Origin of the sequence: Klebsiella sp. D5A (assembly GCF_001620885.1) — a bacterium.
Classification (GTDB): Bacteria; Pseudomonadota; Gammaproteobacteria; order Enterobacterales; family Enterobacteriaceae; genus Klebsiella; species Klebsiella variicola.
Window position 1 is genome coordinate 70,540 of the sequence record NZ_LOAR01000013.1, and the last position, 20,451, is coordinate 90,990.

The following is a 20,451-nucleotide window of genomic DNA, read 5'->3' on the forward strand; positions in this document are numbered from 1 at the left end:
GAAGGACTGCGTGGAAACTTTTAACAACGAGAACGATCAGGTCGATGCGCTGAAGCGCTTCTTTGCCGAAAACGGCAAAGCGCTGGCGGTCGGGGTGATTTTAGGGATTGGCGCGCTGGTTGGCTGGCGCTACTGGACCTCCCATCAGCAGGATACGGCCAGAGACGCGTCTCTGGCTTACGAACAGGCGACTTCCGCGCTGAAATCGAATACGCCAGAAGTACTGTCAGGGGCGGAGAAATTCGCGGCTGACAATAAAAATACCTACGGCGCCTTCGCCTCTCTCGAGCTGGCACAGCATTTTGTTGAACAGAACGATCTGCCTAACGCTGAAAAGCAGCTGCAGCAGGGGCTGGCGGCCGCGTCTGATGCTAACCTGAAATCGGTTATCAGCATGCGTCTTGCCCGCGTTCAGCTGCAGATGAAACAGGCTGATGCGGCGCTGAAAACCCTCGACAGCATCAAAGGTGAGGGCTGGACCGCCATTGTGGCCGATTTGCGCGGCGAAATTCTGTTGAGCAAAGGCGATAAGCAAGGGGCCCGTGCGGCGTGGGAAGCTGGCGTGAAAAGCGATGCTTCTCCTGCGCTCAGCGAAATGATGCGTATGAAAATGAATAATTTTTCCATCTGAGAGGGACTCGATGCAATTGCGTAAATTACTTTTGCCAGGGCTGCTTTCCGTTACCTTGCTGAGCGGGTGTTCGCTGTTTAATAGCGAAGAAGATGTGGTGAAAATGTCACCGCTGCCGACGGTAGAAAACCAGTTTACGCCGTCCACGTCCTGGAGCACCTCGGTTGGCGATGGTATCGGCGAATTTTACTCTAACCTTCATCCGGCCTTCGCCGACGGCGTAGTGTATGCTGCTGACCGTAAAGGCACCGTCAAAGCGCTGAACGCGGACGACGGCAAAGAGGTGTGGTCTGTGAACCTGGCGGAGAAAGATGGCTGGTTCTCGCGCGTGCCAGCGCTGCTTTCCGGCGGTGTGACCGTCTCTGGCGGCCATGTTTATATTGGCAGTGAGAAAGCGCAGCTGTATGCGCTGAATACCAGCGATGGTACCGTTGCCTGGCAAACCCGCGTTGCTGGCGAGGCGCTGTCGCGTCCGGTGGTGAGCGATGGCATGGTGCTGGTGCATACCAGTAACGGCCAGCTGCAGGCGTTGAATGAGACCGATGGTGCCGTGAAGTGGACCGTTAACCTCGATATGCCGGCACTCTCCCTGCGCGGCGAGTCTGCGCCTGCGACCGCTTATGGCGCGGCGATCGTCGGAGGCGACAACGGCCGCGTCAGTGCAGTATTGATGCAGCAGGGGCAGATGATTTGGCAGCAGCGTATTTCTACGGCCACCGGCCCGACGGAAATTGACCGCCTGAACGACGTCGACACGACGCCGATCATCGTTAACGGTGTGGTTTATGCGCTGGCTTATAACGGTAACCTGACCGCGCTGGACCTGCGTAGCGGCCAGATTATGTGGAAACGCGAGCTGGGTTCGGTGAATGATTTCATCGTCGATGGTAACCGTATCTACCTGGTTGACCAGAACGATCGCCTGCTGGCACTGACCACCGATGGTGGTGTGACCCTGTGGACGCAAAGCGATCTGCTGCACCGTTTGCTGACCGCGCCGGTGTTGTATAATGGCAATCTGGTCGTCGGTGATAGCGAAGGCTACATGCACTGGGTGAATCCGGAAGATGGCCATTTTGTGGCACAGCAGAAAGTCGATAGTTCCGGCTTCCTGACCGATCCGGTGGTTGCAGATGGTCGACTGCTGATCCAGGCGAAAGACGGTACGCTGTACGCGATTACGCGTTAATTACCGCTGTCGTGAATGATTAAGAAACGGCCCCTGGCAGACAGGGGCCGTTTTGACTTTTTTAAAAACGTCGTTAAGACGATGTTGCTTAGTGATTGTATGAGGCATTTAACATGATACCTGTGGTCGCGCTTGTCGGGCGCCCTAACGTTGGAAAATCCACGCTCTTTAACCGCCTGACGCGCACTCGTGATGCGCTGGTTGCGGATTTCCCGGGGCTGACTCGTGACCGTAAGTACGGTCGGGCCGAAGTCGAAGGCCGCGAATTCATCTGTATCGATACCGGTGGTATTGATGGTACGGAAGAGGGCGTGGAAACCCGGATGGCGGAGCAGTCGCTGTTGGCTATCGAAGAGGCCGATGTGGTGCTGTTTATGGTCGATGCGCGCGCAGGCCTGATGCCGGCGGACATCGCCATCGCTAAACATCTGCGCTCTCGTGAAAAGCCCACCTTCCTGGTGGCCAATAAAACCGACGGCATCGATGTCGACCAGGCGATGGCGGACTTCTGGTCCTTAGGCCTGGGTGATATCTATCCTATCGCTGCTTCGCACGGCCGCGGCGTGACCAGCCTGCTGGAGCAGGCCCTGCTGCCATGGGTGGATGAGATCAGCCCGCAGGAAGAGGTGGATGAAGACGCCGAATACTGGGCAAAATTCGAAGCCGAGCAGAATGGTGAAGCGGAAGAAGAGCCGGAGGACGACTTCAATCCGCAGGATCTGCCGATCAAGCTGGCGATTGTTGGACGCCCTAACGTCGGTAAATCAACCCTCACCAACCGCATCCTCGGTGAAGATCGCGTGGTAGTTTACGATATGCCGGGCACCACCCGCGACAGTATTTACATCCCGATGCAGCGTGACGAGCGTGAATATGTGCTCATCGATACCGCCGGGGTACGTAAGCGCGGGAAAATCACCGACGTCGTGGAAAAGTTCTCGGTGATCAAAACGCTGCAGGCGATTGAAGACGCCAACGTCGTGCTGCTGGTGATCGATGCTCGCGAAGGGATCTCCGATCAGGACCTCTCGCTGCTGGGCTTTATCCTCAACAGCGGTCGTTCGCTGGTGATCGTTGTCAACAAGTGGGATGGCCTGAGTCAGGAAGTGAAGGAGCAGGTGAAGGAGACCCTCGACTATCGTCTGGGCTTTATCGACTTTGCCCGGGTGCACTTCATCTCCGCCCTGCACGGTAGCGGCGTCGGCAACCTGTTTGAATCGGTACGCGAAGCCTATGACAGCGCCACCCGCCGCGTAAGCACCGCGATGCTGACCCGGATCATGAACATGGCGGCGGAAGATCATCAGCCACCGCTGGTGCGTGGCCGTCGCGTGAAGCTGAAATATGCCCACGCCGGGGGCTACAACCCGCCTATCGTGGTGATCCACGGTAACCAGGTGAAGGATCTGCCGGATTCCTACAAGCGCTACCTGATGAACTACTTCCGTAAATCCCTGGACGTGATGGGCACGCCAATCCGGATCCAGTTCAAGGAAGGGGAAAACCCGTTCGCCAACAAGCGCAACACCCTGACGCCGAACCAGATGCGTAAACGTAAGCGCCTGATCAAGCACATCAAGAAAAGCAAATAATCATCAAACCCGCTTCGGCGGGTTTTTTGTGGCCGCCATGCCGGTAAATGTCAAAACCTTCCGCCATAATCCCGCGATACTTCGCGGGGAACAGAGCGGCTCAAAGGTGGACTTACTATGCAGATTGGTTTTATCGGCCTCGGCGCGGTGGTGGAAACCGCCTATTTACCGGCGCTGCGTCGCCTGGGATACCGTATTGACAGCTGCCATGGCTATGACCTGGACTGCAGCAGAGCGCTGCCGGGGATCCAGCGCTGTAATTCGCTGTCGGCACTGCTGGCCGAACCTCTGGATACGCTCTTCATTACCACCTCATCACTTCAGCATCTGCCCGTGCTGGAGAGGGCGTTAGCCAGCGGCATTTCCCGCATCGTGGTGGAAAAGCCGATCGTGGCCAACCTTGAGCAGGCCGCCCGGCTGCGGGCGCTGCTGGCGCCGCATGAGCAGGCCGCGCGGGTGCTGGCTCTTGACCACTGGATGGCGCGAGGCGTTGCGCTGAACGCTCCTGGCCCACGGTGGCGGGCGGAAGGGGAGGCCAGCCGCCTGCCGCCGCCGCACCTGTCAGCGCAGGATATCGTCTGGCTCGAAGGCTATTTACAGGAGCCAAGCGGCTTTAACGCTGCCGGAGAGCCGGTCGCGCTCAATTTTGCCACCGGGGAGCTGGATACCCGGCAGCTGCGTCACCCTGATGGGGTGATCCTCGATATCGGCACCCATGTCCTGGCGATGCTCCGCGAAACCCTGCACGCCAGCGGAAGCGATACGGCGCTGAGCCTTTCCCTTCGGGTGGCGAAAGACCGCCTCGGCCATGACATTGCCCCTGGGGATACGGTCACCGCAGAGGGGGAGGCGCATCTGCAGGGAACCCTGGGCACTATCCCGCTTAATATCTGGCTAAACAAATACGCGGGCCCCGCGGGCGGGCAAAAGGGAATGCGGATAGGGCTGCGGGACGGGCGAATCCTCATCCTCGACCGCTCCCCTGAGGGCGAAGTGGTGACGCTGCACGACGGCGAGCGGATCCAGCGCTGGACCCGCCCCGGGACGATCTATTCGCACTGCCTCGATGAGCAGATCCTCGGCGCGGATAATCTGTTTATCCGGGCGCCCGACAGCGTGGCCGGGTTGACGCGACGTCGGCTTGAGGAAGTGGAATGGCTGCTCAGGTTGCAGCAGCAATTACGCGGCCCTCATTGAAGCCGGAACATGATAAAATAGGTGCAGATAAACATTGAAAGGAATGGTTATGGAACTTGATTGCCCTCTGTGCCACGCGCCGTTAGATGTCAAAGGCAGCAGCGCGCATTGCGCCCAGTGCGAAAGGGTATTTGCCCTCGAGGCCCGCTGCCCGGAATGCCACCAGCCGCTGGAGGTGCTCAAGGCGTGCGGCGCGGTGGATTACTTTTGCCAGCATGGGCATGGCCTGATCTCGAAAAAACTGGTGGAATTTATTCCGCTGGTTTAGCGGGTGAAGGCTTTCTGGCCCGCGTTTTTTTCACCGGCGCGATCTGCTTCACTTCGCTTTCGACCCAGCCGTCTTTCAGGCGGGTGGTGAGCAGATCGCCGGTTTTGACCTGTTTTGTCTGCTTTAGCACCGTACCGTCATTCACCGAGGTGACGCTGTAGCCGCGCGCCAGAGTGGCTAAGGGACTCACCGCCTCCAGATGGGTCACCGCGTTGCCAAACCGTTCACGCCGCTCGCTGAGGCGGCCACGCATATTTTCCGCCAGCCGGTATTCCAGCTGCTGGATCCGCGATTGCGCCCGGTGGATCCGTGGCTGCGGGTTGTAGTGATCCAGACGTTGAACGGTGCGCTTTTGCCGCTGTTCGGCGCGCTTAAGCTGCGATTCCACGGCGATGCGCATCCGCTGGCGCAGGCGTTCCAGGGCGGTCTGCTGGCGGGCCAAGCGCAGCTGCGGATGCTGTTGCTGCAGGCGATGGAACAGCTGGGTAAAACGGCGCTGGCGACTGGCGAGGAAATAGTCCATCGCCATCTCCAGACGCTGCTGTCCGGACTGCAGCTGGCGCAGCAGCTCCTGCTGATTGCGGCTGACGATCTCCGCGGCGGCTGAGGGAGTCGGTGCTCGCAGGTCGGCAACAAAATCGGCGATCGTGACGTCGGTTTCATGGCCGACGGCGCTAACGATAGGGATCTGGCTGGCGAAAATAGCCCGTGCCACCCGTTCATCGTTAAAACTCCACAGATCCTCCAGCGAACCGCCGCCGCGTCCGACAATCAGTACGTCACACTCCTGGCGCGCGTTGGCCAGCGCGATGGCGCGCACAATCTGCCCGGGGGCGTCGTCACCCTGGACCGCGGTTGGGTAGATGATCACCGGCAGCCCGGGATCGCGGCGCCTGAGAACATGGAGAATATCGTGCAGCGCCGCACCGGTTTTCGAGGTGATGACGCCGACGCAGTGGGCGGGTGAGGGGAGCGCCTGCTTATGTTTTTGCTCGAACAGTCCTTCCGCCGTTAACTGCGCTTTGAGCTGCTCATACTTCTGCTGTAATAACCCTTCGCCGGCGGGCTGCATGCTTTCGACGATAATCTGGTAGTCGCCGCGCGGCTCATACAGGGTGATGTTGGCGCGAACCAGCACCTGCTGCCCGTGCTGTGGGCGAAACGTCACCCGGCGGTTGCTGTTGCGGAACATCGCGCAGCGCACCTGGGCGTTATCGTCTTTTAAGGTGAAGTACCAGTGGCCGGAAGAAGGCTGGCTGAAGTTAGAGATCTCGCCGCTGATCCAAACCTGGCCCATTTCGCGCTCAAGCAGCAGACGCACCGTCTGATTGAGGCGGCTTACGGTAAAAATTGCGGGGGATTGAGAGGGTAACATGTGAGCAAGATCAAACTTTAAATCAGCAGGTTATTCAGTCGATAGTAACGCGCTCAGAGGGGATGGCAAGTATTATTTGCAAAAAAGGGTAGATGCAATCGGTTACGCTCTGTATAATGCCACGGCAATATTTATCCACCCTGGTCGAGATATTGCCCATGCTACGTATCGCTAAAGAAGCCCTGACGTTTGACGACGTCCTCCTCGTTCCCGCTCATTCTACCGTTCTGCCGAATACTGCCGATCTCAGCACTCAGCTGACGAAAACCATTCGTCTGAATATTCCTATGCTCTCCGCAGCCATGGATACCGTAACGGAAGCGCGTCTGGCTATTGCCCTGGCACAGGAAGGCGGCATCGGCTTTATTCACAAAAACATGTCCATCGAGCGCCAGGCGGAAGAAGTTCGTCGCGTGAAGAAACATGAGTCCGGCGTGGTCACCGACCCGCAGACCGTTCTGCCAACCACCACCCTGCGTGAAGTGAAAGAGCTGACCGAGCGTAACGGCTTCGCCGGCTACCCGGTGGTTACCGAAGAGAACGAGCTGGTCGGTATCATCACTGGCCGCGACGTGCGTTTCGTCACCGATTTGAACCAGCCGGTCAGCGTCTATATGACCCCGAAAGAGCGTCTGGTTACCGTACGTGAAGGCGAAAGCCGCGAGGTGGTCTTCGCTAAGATGCACGAAAAACGCGTTGAGAAGGCGCTGGTCGTGGATGAGAGCTTCCACCTGCGCGGCATGATCACTGTTAAAGATTTCCAGAAAGCAGAACGTAAACCGAATGCCTGTAAAGATGAGCAGGGCCGTCTGCGCGTAGGCGCGGCGGTCGGCGCCGGTGCCGGCAACGAAGAGCGCGTTGACGCGCTGGTAGCCGCGGGCGTTGACGTTCTGCTGATCGACTCCTCGCACGGTCATTCTGAAGGCGTCCTGCAGCGCATTCGTGAAACCCGCGCGAAATACCCGGACCTGCAAATCATCGGCGGCAACGTGGCCACCGGTGCAGGCGCGCGCGCGCTGGCGGAAGCCGGTTGCAGCGCGGTGAAAGTGGGTATCGGCCCGGGCTCCATCTGTACGACCCGTATCGTCACCGGTGTGGGCGTGCCGCAGATCACCGCCGTTTCCGACGCGGTGGAAGCACTGGAAGGGACCGGTATTCCGGTTATCGCTGACGGCGGTATCCGTTTCTCCGGCGATATCGCCAAAGCCATCGCTGCCGGCGCGGCCGCGGTGATGGTCGGCTCTATGCTGGCGGGTACCGAAGAATCCCCGGGTGAAATCGAACTCTACCAGGGCCGTTCTTACAAATCCTACCGCGGCATGGGCTCTCTTGGCGCGATGTCTAAAGGCTCCTCTGACCGCTACTTCCAGAGCGATAACGCTGCTGACAAACTGGTGCCGGAAGGTATCGAAGGCCGCGTGGCCTATAAAGGTCGCCTGAAAGAGATTATTCACCAGCAGATGGGCGGTTTGCGTTCCTGTATGGGTCTGACCGGCTGTGGTACCATTGACCTGCTGCGTACCAAAGCTGAATTCGTACGCATCAGCGGTGCGGGCATTCAGGAAAGCCACGTTCACGACGTGACCATCACCAAAGAGTCCCCGAACTACCGTCTGGGCTCCTGATTTCTTCGCCCGACCTAGCGTCGGGCGATTTATTTACTCTGTTTCACTTGCCTCGGAATTAGCGTCAATGACGGAAAACATTCATAAACATCGCATTCTCATCCTCGACTTCGGCTCTCAGTATACTCAGCTGGTGGCGCGTCGCGTGCGTGAGCTGGGCGTCTACTGTGAGCTGTGGGCGTGGGATGTCACAGAAGCACAGATCCGCGAATTCAATCCAAGCGGCATCATTCTTTCCGGCGGCCCGGAAAGTACTACCGAAGAGAACAGCCCGCGCGCGCCGCAGTATGTGTTTGAAGCCGGCGTGCCGGTATTTGGCGTCTGCTACGGCATGCAGACCATGGCGATGCAGCTGGGCGGCCATGTGGAAGGTTCTAACGAGCGTGAGTTTGGCTACGCGCAGGTTGAAGTGGTTAACGACAGCGCGCTGGTGCGCGGTATCGAAGACTCCCTGACCGCGGACGGCAAACCGTTGCTGGACGTGTGGATGAGCCACGGCGACAAAGTTACCGCCATCCCGTCTGACTTCGTCACCGTCGCCAGCACCGACAACTGCCCGTTTGCCATTATGGCCAACGAAGAAAAACGCTTCTACGGCGTGCAGTTCCACCCGGAAGTCACCCACACCCGTCAGGGGATGCGTATGCTGGAGCGCTTCGTGCGCGACATCTGCCAGTGCGAAGCCCTGTGGACTCCGGCGAAAATCATCGACGACGCCGTCGAGCGTATCCGCCAGCAGGTTGGCGATGACAAAGTGATCCTCGGCCTCTCCGGCGGCGTGGACTCCTCCGTGACCGCGATGCTGCTGCACCGCGCCATCGGCAAAAACCTGACCTGCGTATTCGTGGATAACGGCCTCCTGCGTCTGAATGAAGCGCAGCAGGTGATGGACATGTTTGGCGACCACTTTGGCCTGAACATTGTTCACGTCGAAGGCGAGCAGCGCTTCCTCGACGCGCTGAAAGGCGAGAACGATCCGGAAGCGAAACGTAAAATCATCGGCCGCGTCTTCGTGGAAGTGTTCGACGAAGAAGCGCTGAAGCTGGACGACGTCAAATGGCTGGCGCAGGGTACCATCTACCCTGACGTTATCGAATCTGCCGCTTCCGCTACCGGTAAAGCGCACGTCATCAAATCTCACCACAACGTGGGCGGCCTGCCGAAAGAGATGAAGATGGGGCTGGTTGAGCCGCTGCGTGAGCTGTTCAAAGACGAAGTGCGTAAGATCGGTCTGGAACTGGGCCTGCCGTACGATATGCTCTACCGTCACCCGTTCCCGGGCCCGGGCCTCGGCGTGCGCGTGCTGGGCGAAGTGAAGAAAGAGTACTGCGACCTGCTGCGTCGTGCGGACGCTATCTTCATCGAAGAGCTGCACAAAGCTGACCTGTACAACAAAGTGAGTCAGGCGTTTACCGTGTTCCTGCCGGTTCGTTCCGTCGGCGTGATGGGCGATGGGCGTAAATACGACTGGGTCGTTTCCCTGCGTGCGGTGGAAACCATCGACTTTATGACCGCGCACTGGGCGCACCTGCCGTATGATTTCCTCGGCCGCGTCTCTAACCGCATTATCAATGAAGTGAACGGTATCTCCCGCGTGGTGTATGACATCAGCGGTAAGCCGCCAGCAACGATTGAGTGGGAATGATCCCCGTCGTTAGCTGAATGAAACGAAACCCTCTGTTTTTACAGAGGGTTTTTTACTTTAGACATCCCTTCAATCCCGTCGTCCCAGAAGGTTATCTGGCAGGGTGAGGTTTCCCTGTGAATTCCCCGTTTGCGGTTCCGGCAGATGTTCAGCTGGCCCATTTTTTGCCGCCGTCGGATGAAGGGCGGGAAATTTGCCCGGCTGTGCCTTGCCCGCCCCGCGCACCATCGCCAGCGCCAGTCCGGCAACGATCAACGTTAACCCGGTGGACACCCACATTCCGCCGATAATGCCCAGCCGGTGGTTCAGCCATGCGTAGGCAAAGGGTGAGGCAGCCGCCATCAGTTGCCCGGGGATTAGCAGGATACCGGTGCGGCAGGCATAGCTTTCTGCGCTAAACAGCGCCAGCGGTAGCGTTGCTTTGACAATCGTCACCAGCCCGTTAATCGCGCCATAGCCCAGCACAAACCCGGCTGCGCATCCGGCATAAGCCGTGCTGCTCAATCCAAGGAGAAAACAGAGCGGCATGGCGAGCGCGGTAAAACGCGTCAGCGTGAGTGGGGTGACCCGGGGACCGGCCAGCACTTCCCCCAGCCGGGCGCCGGTCTGGCCGAATCCCCACAGCATACCGACGGCAACCGGCAGACCAAAGTGGCTGATAAACTCCGGCAGATGGGTGGAGGTGCCGTTAGAGATGAAGGTGATCAGCGCAATAAAGATCGCGTAACGCGCCCCGTTACGCCGGTCGCCCTCTGCTGTCGCTTGCGAGGCTGGTGATTTCGCCGGTGAACTGAGCCGCTGGCGAGGCAGTTGATAACTCAGCCATGCGCTCAGCAGGCCAAACAGCGCATAGATCCGCAAGGCATTCTGCCAGGGCATGATGGTTAATAACGCCTCGCCCAGCGGCCAGAAGAGGGCAGAGGCCAGACCGCCAGCGAGAGTGATATGAGAGATAGTTTTCCGCGCCTGCTGACCGTACAGATTCACCACTGTGGCGAACAGCGCATCATATAGCGAAAGCCGCATGCCGATGCCGGTCAGCAGCCAGGCGCCGTACCAGCCGGCCAGCGAAGGGCGCCAGGCCATCATGGCGCAGCTGGCGGCTATCAGTAAGGTTCCGCTGGTGACCACCAGCCTTCCGCCAAAGCGAGCCAGCAGCCTGGCAACGAACGGAGAAACAGCGGCCATCATCAGCATGGCGAGCGTCAGGCCGAGATAGATCTGCGGCAAGGACCATCCTTTGTCGGCGGCGATAGCCCCGGCAAAGGTGCCGGGCATATAAAAAGAGATCCCCCAGTTGATCAGTTGCTGACCGCCCGCGGTGAAGGCGAGCCGTCGGGGAATAGCGCGTGTTTCCATGGTTTTCATTCCGTTAAGGCAGTTGTCCTGAGCATACCCGGCAGGCTATTGTTCTGGCAGAGCGGCCACCTTATGCGCGGTATAAGAGAAACTTTGTATGACAACACTGAACCTGGGAAACCTGGCGACCTTCCGGCTGGTCGTACAGCGCGGCAGCTTTTCTGCCGCCGCCGACGCGCTGGGGATCTCCCAACCTGCCGTTAGCCTGCAGGTGCGTCAGCTGGAGCAGTTTTTACAGACCCGTTTGCTGGAGCGTACCGGCCGCGGGATCAAGGCGACGGCGGCGGGAATGGCACTGCTGGCCCACAGCGAGCAGATCGATCGGGCGGTGAATAGCGCAATGCAGTCGGTCAGCGCATTCAGTCAGGAAGTTAATGGGGCGGTAACGCTGGGGACCGGCGCGACGGCCTGCATTCATCTTCTCCCGCCGCTGCTGCAGCATCTTCGTCAGCAGCATCCGCTGTTGACGGTGGGGGTGACCACCGGCAACACGCTGGATATCGTCCGGGCGGTGGAGGAAAATCGCCTCGATCTCGGGCTGGTTACCTTGCCCGTACAGGGACGCAGTCTGGCGGTGACCTCAGTGGTTGACGAGGAGTTCGTGGTTATCCATGCCAGTCACGAGACGGGGACGCTGGCGGATTATACTCCTGCTGAACTGCTGGATCTGCCGCTCATTGCCTTCGAAGCCGGCAGCGGCACCCGGGATCTGATTGACCGCTGGTTCCGCTCGGCGGGAGTGGCGGTCACGCCGGTGATGCAGTTGGGCAGCATCGAGGCGATTAAACGGATGGTGCGGGCAGGGCTGGGCTACAGCATCGTGCCCCGCATGGCGGTGGAGCAGGAGAAGGATCGCGACGGATTAAGCGTGCACTCGCTGGCGCCGCGGCTATATCGACAGCTGGCGGTAGTCATGCGTCAGGACAAAATTGTGACAAAAGGTATCGCAGAAATGCTGCGCCTGCTGCATGCCGTGCACTGATAAATCGCCGACGGCAAAATTACCGCATCAAAGACAATACATCAGCAGCGAGCGACTCTGTCTGCGGAGTGTGGCGCTTCCAGTATTATAATCAAAGGATTACTCGCGAGCGGAGGGCTCGACGGTGAGTGAAGACTCCTGCGACGCTTTTTTATCTTGGTGATGGTACCAGGCGCCGATGGAGGAGTAGACAAAGCGTCCAAAGAAGAAGAGAAAGCTGATAAGCAGTACGATACGGGTCATGCGACGGTTAAATCGATGTCGTTTACGCATACTGGGTGCCTGACTCACAAAAGGTTCCTTGAAGTATACCCGAAGATGGGCGATGGGGGTATTAAGGCACAGGAACGAGGTGGGGTCAATTGATGCAGATGTAAAAGTGCCGCAGTGAAAACATTAATTAATGTTATATAAGATAATCATCGTATTTACATGCTCACTTTATTAGCAATAAAAAGGTAAAAAAATAAGTTTTATTAATGTTAGCGTCAGTATTTGTTGATTTATATCAACAGTCCCATTCTCTTGACCACTAAAATCAGCGAACATTACCGTATCGTTATTACTTATGCGGTCAGCATGGGGTGGTTGGATGCCTGCCTGAATATGCCTCGCAGGAGCAGAGGCTCTCTGTAGAGCACCTATGAATTTATTAAAATATTATCAACAATATCGCGACAAGTGGTGGGCTTTACCGCTTGTTCTGCCCTCGCTGTTATTACCCTTCGCCAGATGGGCGAATACCTACACCATGCTCAATGGCCACATGGTATTCCTTTATTATCTTCCTCTGGCATTAGTACTCAGCCTGATGATGTTTTTCGGTTGGGCGGCGATCCCGGGTATTATTATTGGCCTGCTGCTCACGCTGGCCCGAGGAATGACGCCCGAGCAGGCTATCGGCGTGTTGTTTCATTTTCTCATCCCCTGCGTGCTGTGCTGGGGCGGATATCGCATCTTTGTACCCCGGCGCCAGCAGGTCTCGCACGGTAACGTCAAACTGATGCCGCACCGTCTGTTCTGGCAGATGCTGCTTCCCTCGGTCATTTTTCTTATTCTGTCACAGATCGCTGAGTATCTGGGACTGCATCCACGTACGACGGAGATGACGGGGATTACGCCCTTTAGTTTACGGTCGTTAGTCACCTTTCAGGCGCTGATGGTGGGGTGTCTGACGGGCGTGCCGCTGTGTTATTTTCTGCTACGGATAATTCGGAACCCTTTTCATGTTCGCGGATTTATTTCTCAGGTTCGCTTACAAATTGATCCAAAAATAAAAACAATTGAAATCATTTGCTGGGCGGCGATATTAATCCTGCTGCTGGGGCTATTATTGATGCCGCTTAATGATACCAGCACCATATTTAGTACGAATTATACGTTATCATTACTTATGCCGGTCATGCTCTGGGGAGCCATGCGTTTTGGTTATCGTTTTATCTCGCTGATCTGGACGCCGGTACTGATTGCCGTGATCCATTTTCATTACCGTTACTTACCGGTTTATCCAAGCTATAACACCCAACTGGCGATCACCTCGTCAAGCTATCTGGTCTTCTCGTTTATTGTCGCCTACACGGCGATGCTGGCGACACAGCAGCGGCTGATCTACGCTCGCGTCCGGCAGATGGCTTTCCTCGACCCGGTCGTACATATGCCTAATCTGCGGGCGCTGAGTCGGGCGCTCAATGGCTCGAGCTGGTCGACGCTCTGTTTTTTGCGCATTCCTGAGCTGGAACTGCTGGGCCGCCACTACGGCGTATTGTTACGCATTCAGTATAAGCAAATGCTGGCGAACCACCTGAGCGCGTTGCTGCAGCCTAACGAAGCGGTGTATCACCTTGCCGGCCATGACTTGGTTTTTCGCCTCAACAGTGAAGGGCATCAGGCGCGTATTCATTTGATCGACCGCTCCCTGCGGCAGTTCCGTTTCTACTGGGACGGGGTTCCCCTCCAGCCGCGGATCGGCATGAGCTATTGCAACGTTCGCTCACCAGTCAAGCATCTGTATTTGCTGCTTGGCGAACTAAACACGATTGCCGACATGTCGCTGGCCAGCGGCCATCCGGAGAATATGCAGCGCCGCGGCGCCGGCCATGTTCAGCAGGATCTGAAAGATAAAGTGGTGATGATGAATCGCATCCTCAAGGCGCTGGAGCAAGACCACTTTGTCCTGATGGCGCAGCCTATCCAGGGCATCCGCGGCGATAACTACCATGAAGTGTTGCTGAGGATGGAAGGGGAGTCGGGTGAACTGACGGGGCCAAACGCGTTCCTGCCGGTGGCGCACGAGTTTGGCCTCTCCTCTCGTGTGGATCAGTGGGTCATTGAGCACACGCTAGCCTTTATGGATACCCACCGGCGGGCACTGCCCGGTCTGCGGCTGGCGATCAATCTCTCTCCGGTCACGTTGAGCCGCAGCCAGTTTCCTCAGGAAGTCGAAGCGCTGCTGCAGACGTACAACATTGAGCCATGGCAGATTATTTTCGAATTGACCGAGAACTATGCGCTCAGTAACCCTGAGCTGGTCTGTCAGACTTTAGAGCATCTGCGGGCGCTGGGCTGCCGGGTGGCGATCGATGATTTTGGTACCGGCTACGCCAGCTACGCCCGGTTAAAAACGATGAACGTCGACATTCTTAAAATCGACGGCAGCTTTATTCGCAATCTGCTTGCCAGCAGTCTCGATTACCAGGTGGTGGATTCTATTTGTCGTCTGGCGCGTATGAAGAACATGCAGGTGGTGGCTGAATATGTCGAGTCGCCGGAGATACGCCAGACGGTCATCGCGCTGGGGATCGATTATTTGCAGGGCTACGATATCGGCGTACCGGTACCACTGGCGCAGCTGGCGGAAGGGATGACTGCCTGAAGCAGAAAAAAGCCGGGCGCGATGGCCCGGCATGGAGAATATTCAGGAGCGCCGATCAGGCGTCTGGCTCTTCTTCTGCAATCTTCAGCAGCCATTCCGGCACACCTTCCCAGTACTGCTGCTCTTTTTCCAGATCCAACAGCACCAGCGCATTCTGGCTAAACCAGTTGTGCGGGAAGGTCAGCGTCCAGTGGTGAGCTTCCGTCTGCAGCCGCAGGGTCGGCGGCGTGGTGGTGGCCTGACGCTGGTTATTCAGCAGCACGCCCAGGCGCAGCAGCTGGATCAGCGGCAGAAACTGCTTCTTCCTGAACAGCGTAAAGCGCGGCAGGTCGTCGAGTTTTATCGCTTTGCGATGATAGCGCACCAGGGTGGCCATCAGCATCTGCTGCTCCTGGTTGAAGCCCGGCAGGTCGCTGTTCTGCAGAATGTAGGCCGAGTGGCGATGCATACCGCTATGGTTGATATTCAGCCCTACCTCATGGAGCATCACCGCCCACTTCAACAGCGCCGCAAGGTGCGGATTGGCCAGCTTGGGGTTCTGTTCCTGCCACTGTTCCAGCATATGGGTGGTGGTTTCCAGCACCCGGCGTGCCTGTTCGCGATCGATATTGTACTGATTCGCCAGACTCTGCGCTGTGCGGCTACGAATATCCTGGTGGCGGAAGCGGCCTTCCATTTCGTACAGCACGCCTTCACGCAGGGCGCCATCGGACAGACGAAGTTCTTTAATGGCTAGCGCGTCAAACACGCCGCACAGAATCGCCAGCCCCGGCGCAAAGACCGCTTTACGATCTTCAGAGAGGCCTGGCAGACTGAGCGCGTCGAAGTTTTTATGCTTCAGCAGCTCACTGACCAGCATTTCGAGGCGTTCCGGCGTAATAAACCCGTCCTTCTCACCCATGGCCACCAGCACTTCCTGCGCAGCTTTAATGGTGCCGGAGGCGCCCAGCGCCACGGTCCAGCCCTGAATACGGAACTGCCAGGCCAGGGTTTCCAGTTTTTGTACCGCCGCAAGACGAGCACGCTGGAAATTTTCTTTATTGATTGTCCCGCCAGGGAAGTAGGCTTGCGAGAAGCTCACGCAGCCCATGCGACGGCTTTCCACCAGGCGGGGCTCAAAATCTTCACCGATGACCAGCTCGGTCGAACCGCCGCCGATATCAATCACCAGCTTACGACCGCGCTCCGGCTGCGTATGCTCAACGCCCATAAAAATCAGGCGCGCTTCTTCATTGCCGGAGATGATCTCGATCGGGTAGGGGATCACTTTTTCCGCGCGTTTCAGAAACTCCGCCGCGTTGGTCGCCTGACGCAGCGTATGCGTCCCGACGATGCAGACGCTGGAAGGGGAGAACCCTTGCAGACGTTCAGCAAACAGCGACAGGCAGTTCAGCCCGCGGGTCATCGCTTCTTCGCTCAACACCGAGTTTTCATCAAGGCCATCGGCCAGATGCACGCGCTGTTTCAGGCGTCCAATGATCTGCATGGCGCCATCGACGACACGGGCGATCACCATATGAAAACTGTTCGAACCAAGGTCGACCGCAGCGAATTCCTGCGGCCGAGGGGTTATTTCGTTTATTGGCATAGGTTAGTCGGGTTGTTCGAGTGATTTGAGATAATCGTAAATCGCCATCTGTGCACGCACTTTACGGCGATTGCCGCGCGGCACATAGCGATTACTCAGTTCTTTATCAAGATAGCGCGCTTTTACCGTATCGTTGAACAAGATATCAAAAATATCCAGCACTCGCTGTTTCAGACGCGGGTCGAGCAGCGGGGCGGCAACTTCAATACGGTAATCGATGTTACGCGTCATCCAGTCGGCAGAGGAGAGCCAGACCTGTTTATCGCCACCGTTTTCAAAACAGTAGACCCGGTCGTGCTCGAGGAAACGGTCAACGATGCTAATGACGCGGATATTCTCGCTGATGCCTTCCAGTCCAGGGATCAGCGAGCACATGCCGCGGATCAACAGATTGACCGGCACGCCGGAGCTTGAGGCGGCGTACAGTCTGTCCACCAGCCCTTTATCCACCAGGTTGTTCAGCTTCAGCGTAATCCCGGAGGGTTGCCCGTTCTGCGCATTGGCGATCTCGCGATCGATCATCTCATACAGCAGACGGCGCGAGTTCTGCGGCGACACCAGCAGGTAATCGAAGCTGACCGGGCGGTAGGGGTTTTCAATAAAGTTAAACACGCGGCGGACTTCATTGGTAATGCGCGCATCGGCGGTTAACAGCGAATAGTCGGTGTAGATCCGCGCGGTCTTCTCGTTAAAGTTACCGGTACCGATATGGGCGTAGCGCACCACCTCATCGCCTTCTTTACGCGAGATAAGGAACAGCTTGGCGTGGATCTTCAGACCCGGCGCGGAGAAGATCACGTGGACCCCCGCTTCCGTCAGGCGTTTCGCCCAGTGAATGTTAGCCTCTTCATCGAAGCGTGCCTGCAGCTCCACTACCACGGTGACTTTTTTACCGTTGTGGGCGGCGTGGATCATCGCGTCAATGATGCGCGAATCTTTGGCTACACGGTAGATGTTGATTTTGATCGCCAGTACGCTGGGGTCGAACGAGGCCTGACGCAGCAGCTCCAGCACATGCTCAAAAGTGTGATAGGGATAGTAGAGCAGGACGTCGCGTTCGCGGATGGCGTCGAAGCCGTTGCGGAATTTATCAAACCACAGATGACGCAGGCGCGGCATAGGCTTATTGACCAGATTAGCCTTACCCACATTCGGGAAGCCGATAAAGTCTTTAAAGTTGTGGTAGCGGCCGCCCGGCAGCATCGAGTCGTAATTGGAGATGGAGAGCTTATCGCGCAGCATTTCGACCATCGCGTCCGGCATATCGCGCTGGTAGACGAAGCGAACCGGCTCGGCGGTTAAGCGCTGCTTGAGGCTGGAAGACATCAGCTCCATCAGGCTTGACTCCATCTCATGCACCAGATCGTACTCGGCGTCACGGGTCATTTTCATCGAGTAGGCGTTCAGCGCATCGTAATCAAAGAAGCCTTTAAATATATCATCCAGGCAGTAGCGTAGGATGTTATCCAAGAGGATCATTGGTTTACGGCGGCGAGGCGCTTCCGGCGGCAGGTTTACGAAGCGCGGCACTTTGTCTGACGGAATTTCCAGCAGGGCATAGTTGATGTTTTCCCCGCGGATAATCTCCACCGCCAGATAGGTGTAATCATCTTTCAGGAACTGCACGAGGTCCGTTTCACGGTTAATCAGGATCGGCGAGATATGCTGACGCAAATACTGTTTGAAGTAGTTGCGCAGCCAGGCCTGCTGATTGACGGACAGCTGGCGCTCGTTGATGAGGAAGATCTGGTTGCGCGCCATCTCCAGCAGCAGTTCGTTATACAGACTATCGAATTCCTGATCGGCCTTCAGAACGCGGGCCTGGATTTTGCCTAACAGGTGGCGAGAATGGGCGGTACTGCCTTGTTCTTCACTGATAATAATCCGGCGCTTAAGCTCAGCGAAGCGCACTTTGTAAAACTCATCAAGGTTGTTGGAGTAGATCCCTAAGAAGCGCATGCGCTCAATCAGCGGGTTACTTTTGTCCGCCGCTTCCTGCAGCACGCGTTCGTTAAAAGACAACCAGCTGAGTTCTTTTTCGATGTATAGCTTTTCCTGGCCCATTACCGCTCACACTCCGTTTTACTCACAGGACGTAGACTATTATGACGAATTTTTCTGCATAGCGATTTACTGTGTCACAACAATATGACAGTAAGAAGAAATATTTCTGTGAGATGATTGATTAATAAACAATTTTAATTAAAAAAAAGCCCCGCGACAGGAAAAGGCGGGGCTGTTGTTCATTCTTCAGCGGCATAGCCCTGGGGCGGAAGTTGTCGTTCATCCAGCCAGGCGTGGTTGCCTGCCATGCGCAGACGCCCATCGACGAACCAGCTGATGACCAGCGGATAAATGGCATGTTCCTGGGCCTGAACCCGCGCCGTCACCTCATCTTCGCTGTCGCCAGCGAAGACCGGCACCTTGGCTTGCAGGATAACCGGACCGCCGTCCAGCTCATCAGTGACGAAGTGCACCGAGGTCCCATGTTCCTCATCACCGTTTTCCAGCACCTGACGATGAGTATGCAGGCCAGGATACTTCGGCAGTAACGAAGGATGGATGTTCAGCAGACGTCCCTGATAATGGCTGACGAACGCCGGGCTCAGGATACGCATATAGCCCGCCAGCACTACCAAATCCGGGGCGTAGGCGTCGATTTCATGCATCAGCTGACGATCGAATGCTTCCCGGTCGGCAAACTGACTTTGCGCCAGCGCGTGGGCCGGGATGCCGGCCGCGCGCGCGCGTTCAAGGCCAAACGCATCAGCCTTGTTACTGAATACCGCCCGCAGGGTGCCGTTTATCTGTTTCCGGCCGCAGGCGTCGATGATCGCCTGCAAATTGCTGCCGCTACCGGAAATCAGCACCACGATGTTTTTCATGCAATGACCACACGCTGTTCGGAATCGGAAGCTTTGATATACCCGATTTTCCACGCGTTTTCACCTTTCTCGTTCAGCAGGGCAATGGCCTTGTCTGCTTCTGCAGCCGGTAGGGCGATAACCATCCCCACGCCGCAGTTAAAGGTACGGTACATTTCATGCTGGCTGACGTTACCGGCGGTTTGCAGCCAGTTGAAGACGGACGGCCACTGCCAGGAGGACTCATCAATGATCGCCTGGGTGTTATCCGGCAGCACGCGCGGAATATTTTCCCAGAAACCGCCGCCGGTCAGGTGGGCGATAGCGTGGACGTCAACGCTGGCGATCAGATCGAGCACCGATTTCACATAGATGCGGGTTGGCGCCAGCAGATGGTCGGCCAGCGGTTTGCCGTCAAGGTCGGTGGTCTGCGGGTCAACGCCGCTAACCTCAATGATCTTACGCACCAGTGAATAGCCGTTAGAGTGCGGGCCGCTGGACGCCAGCGCCACCAGCACGTCGCCGTCGGCCACTTTGCTGCCGTCGATGATTTCTGATTTTTCCACCACCCCGACGCAGAAACCCGCTACGTCGTAATCTTCACCGTGATACATCCCCGGCATTTCTGCGGTTTCACCGCCCACCAGCGCGCAACCGGACTGCAGGCAGCCTTCGGCGATGCCGTTAATGACGCTGGCCGCGGTATCGACGTCCAGTTTACCGGTCGCGTAATAATCCAGGAAAAACAGCGGCTCAGCACCCTGAACCACCAGGTCGTTCACGCACATGGCGACCAGGTCGATGCCGATGGTGTCGTGACGCTTCAGATCCATTGCCAGACGCAGCTTGGTACCGACGCCGTCGGTGCCGGAGACCAGTACCGGCTCGCGGTATTTCTGCGGCAGTGCGCACAGCGCGCCGAATCCGCCCAGTCCCCCCATCACTTCCGGGCGACGGGTTTTCTTCACCACGCCCTTAATACGGTCGACGAGAGCGTTGCCTGCATCAATATCCACGCCGGCATCTTTATAGCTGAGAGAGGTTTTGTCGGTCACTGCGAAGTCTCCACGCGTTTGCGGTAAGCAAGAAAAATCGGCGCAATTCTAACAGGGAAAGCAAACGTTTGCGAGCCTGCTTTACAGTCGGCGTGAAACAGCGGATAGATGGTCAAATTTGATACTGCTCACGAAAATGAAACCGGGTACAGTCTTGTGCTTGCCTCAGCCTTAAGGAATCCTCATCATAAGACTGAAACCGGTTTCTG

The 20,451-nt window shown here is 57.1% G+C and carries 15 protein-coding genes and 1 pseudogene; 9 read left to right on the top strand and 7 right to left on the bottom strand.

From position 1 onward, the window contains the following. Positions 1-10: 10 nt before the first annotated feature. The 5 genes from AS136_RS18770 (at position 11) to AS136_RS18790 (ending at position 4,877) form a co-directional block, all read left to right on the top strand. Positions 11-631 (top strand): YfgM family protein, encoded by a 621-nt coding sequence (locus tag AS136_RS18770; RefSeq protein ID WP_023323100.1) that lies wholly within the window; start codon positions 11-13, stop codon positions 629-631. A gap of 10 nt (positions 632-641) precedes the next feature. After that, on the top strand, positions 642-1,820 hold the full coding sequence (gene bamB, locus AS136_RS18775; RefSeq protein ID WP_008803807.1) for an outer membrane protein assembly factor BamB: 1,179 nt from the start codon (positions 642-644) through the stop codon (positions 1,818-1,820). A 113-nt stretch (positions 1,821-1,933) separates the two neighbouring features. Further along, entirely contained in the window at positions 1,934-3,412 is a 1,479-nt protein-coding gene (gene der, locus AS136_RS18780) for a ribosome biogenesis GTPase Der (protein WP_008803808.1), read from the top strand. A gap of 117 nt (positions 3,413-3,529) precedes the next feature. Further along, entirely contained in the window at positions 3,530-4,609 is a 1,080-nt protein-coding gene (locus AS136_RS18785; protein WP_023323099.1) for a Gfo/Idh/MocA family oxidoreductase, read from the top strand. Positions 4,610-4,658: 49 nt separating this feature from the next. After that, on the top strand, positions 4,659-4,877 hold the full coding sequence (locus AS136_RS18790) for a zinc ribbon domain-containing protein (RefSeq protein WP_023323098.1): 219 nt from the start codon (positions 4,659-4,661) through the stop codon (positions 4,875-4,877). On the opposite strand, the gene xseA is transcribed toward AS136_RS18790, so the two are convergent. Beyond that, positions 4,861-6,252: an exodeoxyribonuclease VII large subunit gene (gene xseA / locus AS136_RS18795; RefSeq protein ID WP_023323097.1), complete on the bottom strand. Its 1,392-nt coding sequence runs from the start codon at positions 6,250-6,252 to the stop codon at positions 4,861-4,863. The two genes, AS136_RS18790 and xseA, sit on opposite strands and share 17 nt — an antisense overlap. A gap of 158 nt (positions 6,253-6,410) precedes the next feature. Between xseA and guaB the strand changes: the two genes are divergently transcribed. After that, positions 6,411-7,877 (top strand): IMP dehydrogenase, encoded by a 1,467-nt coding sequence (gene guaB / locus AS136_RS18800; RefSeq protein WP_004151980.1) that lies wholly within the window; start codon positions 6,411-6,413, stop codon positions 7,875-7,877. 67 nt (positions 7,878-7,944) lie between these two features. Continuing rightward, a complete protein-coding gene (guaA, locus tag AS136_RS18805) occupies positions 7,945-9,522 on the top strand; it encodes a glutamine-hydrolyzing GMP synthase (protein WP_008803811.1) in 1,578 nt (525 codons plus the stop codon). 69 nt (positions 9,523-9,591) lie between these two features. Here guaA and AS136_RS18810 read toward each other — a convergent pair whose 3' ends face one another. Further along, entirely contained in the window at positions 9,592-10,881 is a 1,290-nt protein-coding gene (locus AS136_RS18810) for an MFS transporter (protein WP_023323096.1), read from the bottom strand. A 72-nt stretch (positions 10,882-10,953) separates the two neighbouring features. Between AS136_RS18810 and AS136_RS18815 the strand changes: the two are divergent. Further along, a pseudogene (locus AS136_RS18815) lies at positions 10,954-11,863 on the top strand (LysR family transcriptional regulator). A 99-nt stretch (positions 11,864-11,962) separates the two neighbouring features. On the opposite strand, the gene AS136_RS26010 reads toward AS136_RS18815, so the two are convergent. Beyond that, positions 11,963-12,136 carry a YfgG family protein gene (locus AS136_RS26010; protein ID WP_012967451.1) on the bottom strand — a complete coding sequence of 58 codons (174 nt, stop codon included), beginning with the start codon at positions 12,134-12,136 and terminating at the stop codon, positions 11,963-11,965. A 370-nt stretch (positions 12,137-12,506) separates the two neighbouring features. Here AS136_RS26010 and AS136_RS18820 point away from each other — a divergent pair, with 370 nt between their 5' ends. Further along, on the top strand, positions 12,507-14,735 hold the full coding sequence (locus AS136_RS18820; protein WP_023323094.1) for a sensor domain-containing phosphodiesterase: 2,229 nt from the start codon (positions 12,507-12,509) through the stop codon (positions 14,733-14,735). Between the two features lie 55 nt (positions 14,736-14,790). Here AS136_RS18820 and ppx read toward each other — a convergent pair whose 3' ends face one another. From ppx to purM, 4 genes are all read right to left on the bottom strand, one after another. Beyond that, positions 14,791-16,323 carry an exopolyphosphatase gene (gene ppx, locus AS136_RS18825; protein WP_008803823.1) on the bottom strand — a complete coding sequence of 511 codons (1,533 nt, stop codon included), beginning with the start codon at positions 16,321-16,323 and terminating at the stop codon, positions 14,791-14,793. A 3-nt stretch (positions 16,324-16,326) separates the two neighbouring features. Continuing rightward, positions 16,327-18,387 (bottom strand): polyphosphate kinase 1, encoded by a 2,061-nt coding sequence (gene ppk1, locus AS136_RS18830; protein ID WP_002913838.1) that lies wholly within the window; start codon positions 18,385-18,387, stop codon positions 16,327-16,329. A gap of 179 nt (positions 18,388-18,566) precedes the next feature. Next, positions 18,567-19,208, bottom strand: coding sequence for a phosphoribosylglycinamide formyltransferase (gene purN, locus AS136_RS18835; protein WP_012540904.1), 642 nt, complete (start codon positions 19,206-19,208; stop codon positions 18,567-18,569). Further along, the gene (purM, locus tag AS136_RS18840) at positions 19,205-20,242 is read right to left on the bottom strand and encodes a phosphoribosylformylglycinamidine cyclo-ligase (RefSeq protein ID WP_008803825.1); all 1,038 of its coding nucleotides are present in this window, start codon (positions 20,240-20,242) and stop codon (positions 19,205-19,207) included. Before purM ends, purN begins: the two co-directional genes overlap by 4 nt. Between the last annotated feature and the right edge of the window lie 209 nt (positions 20,243-20,451).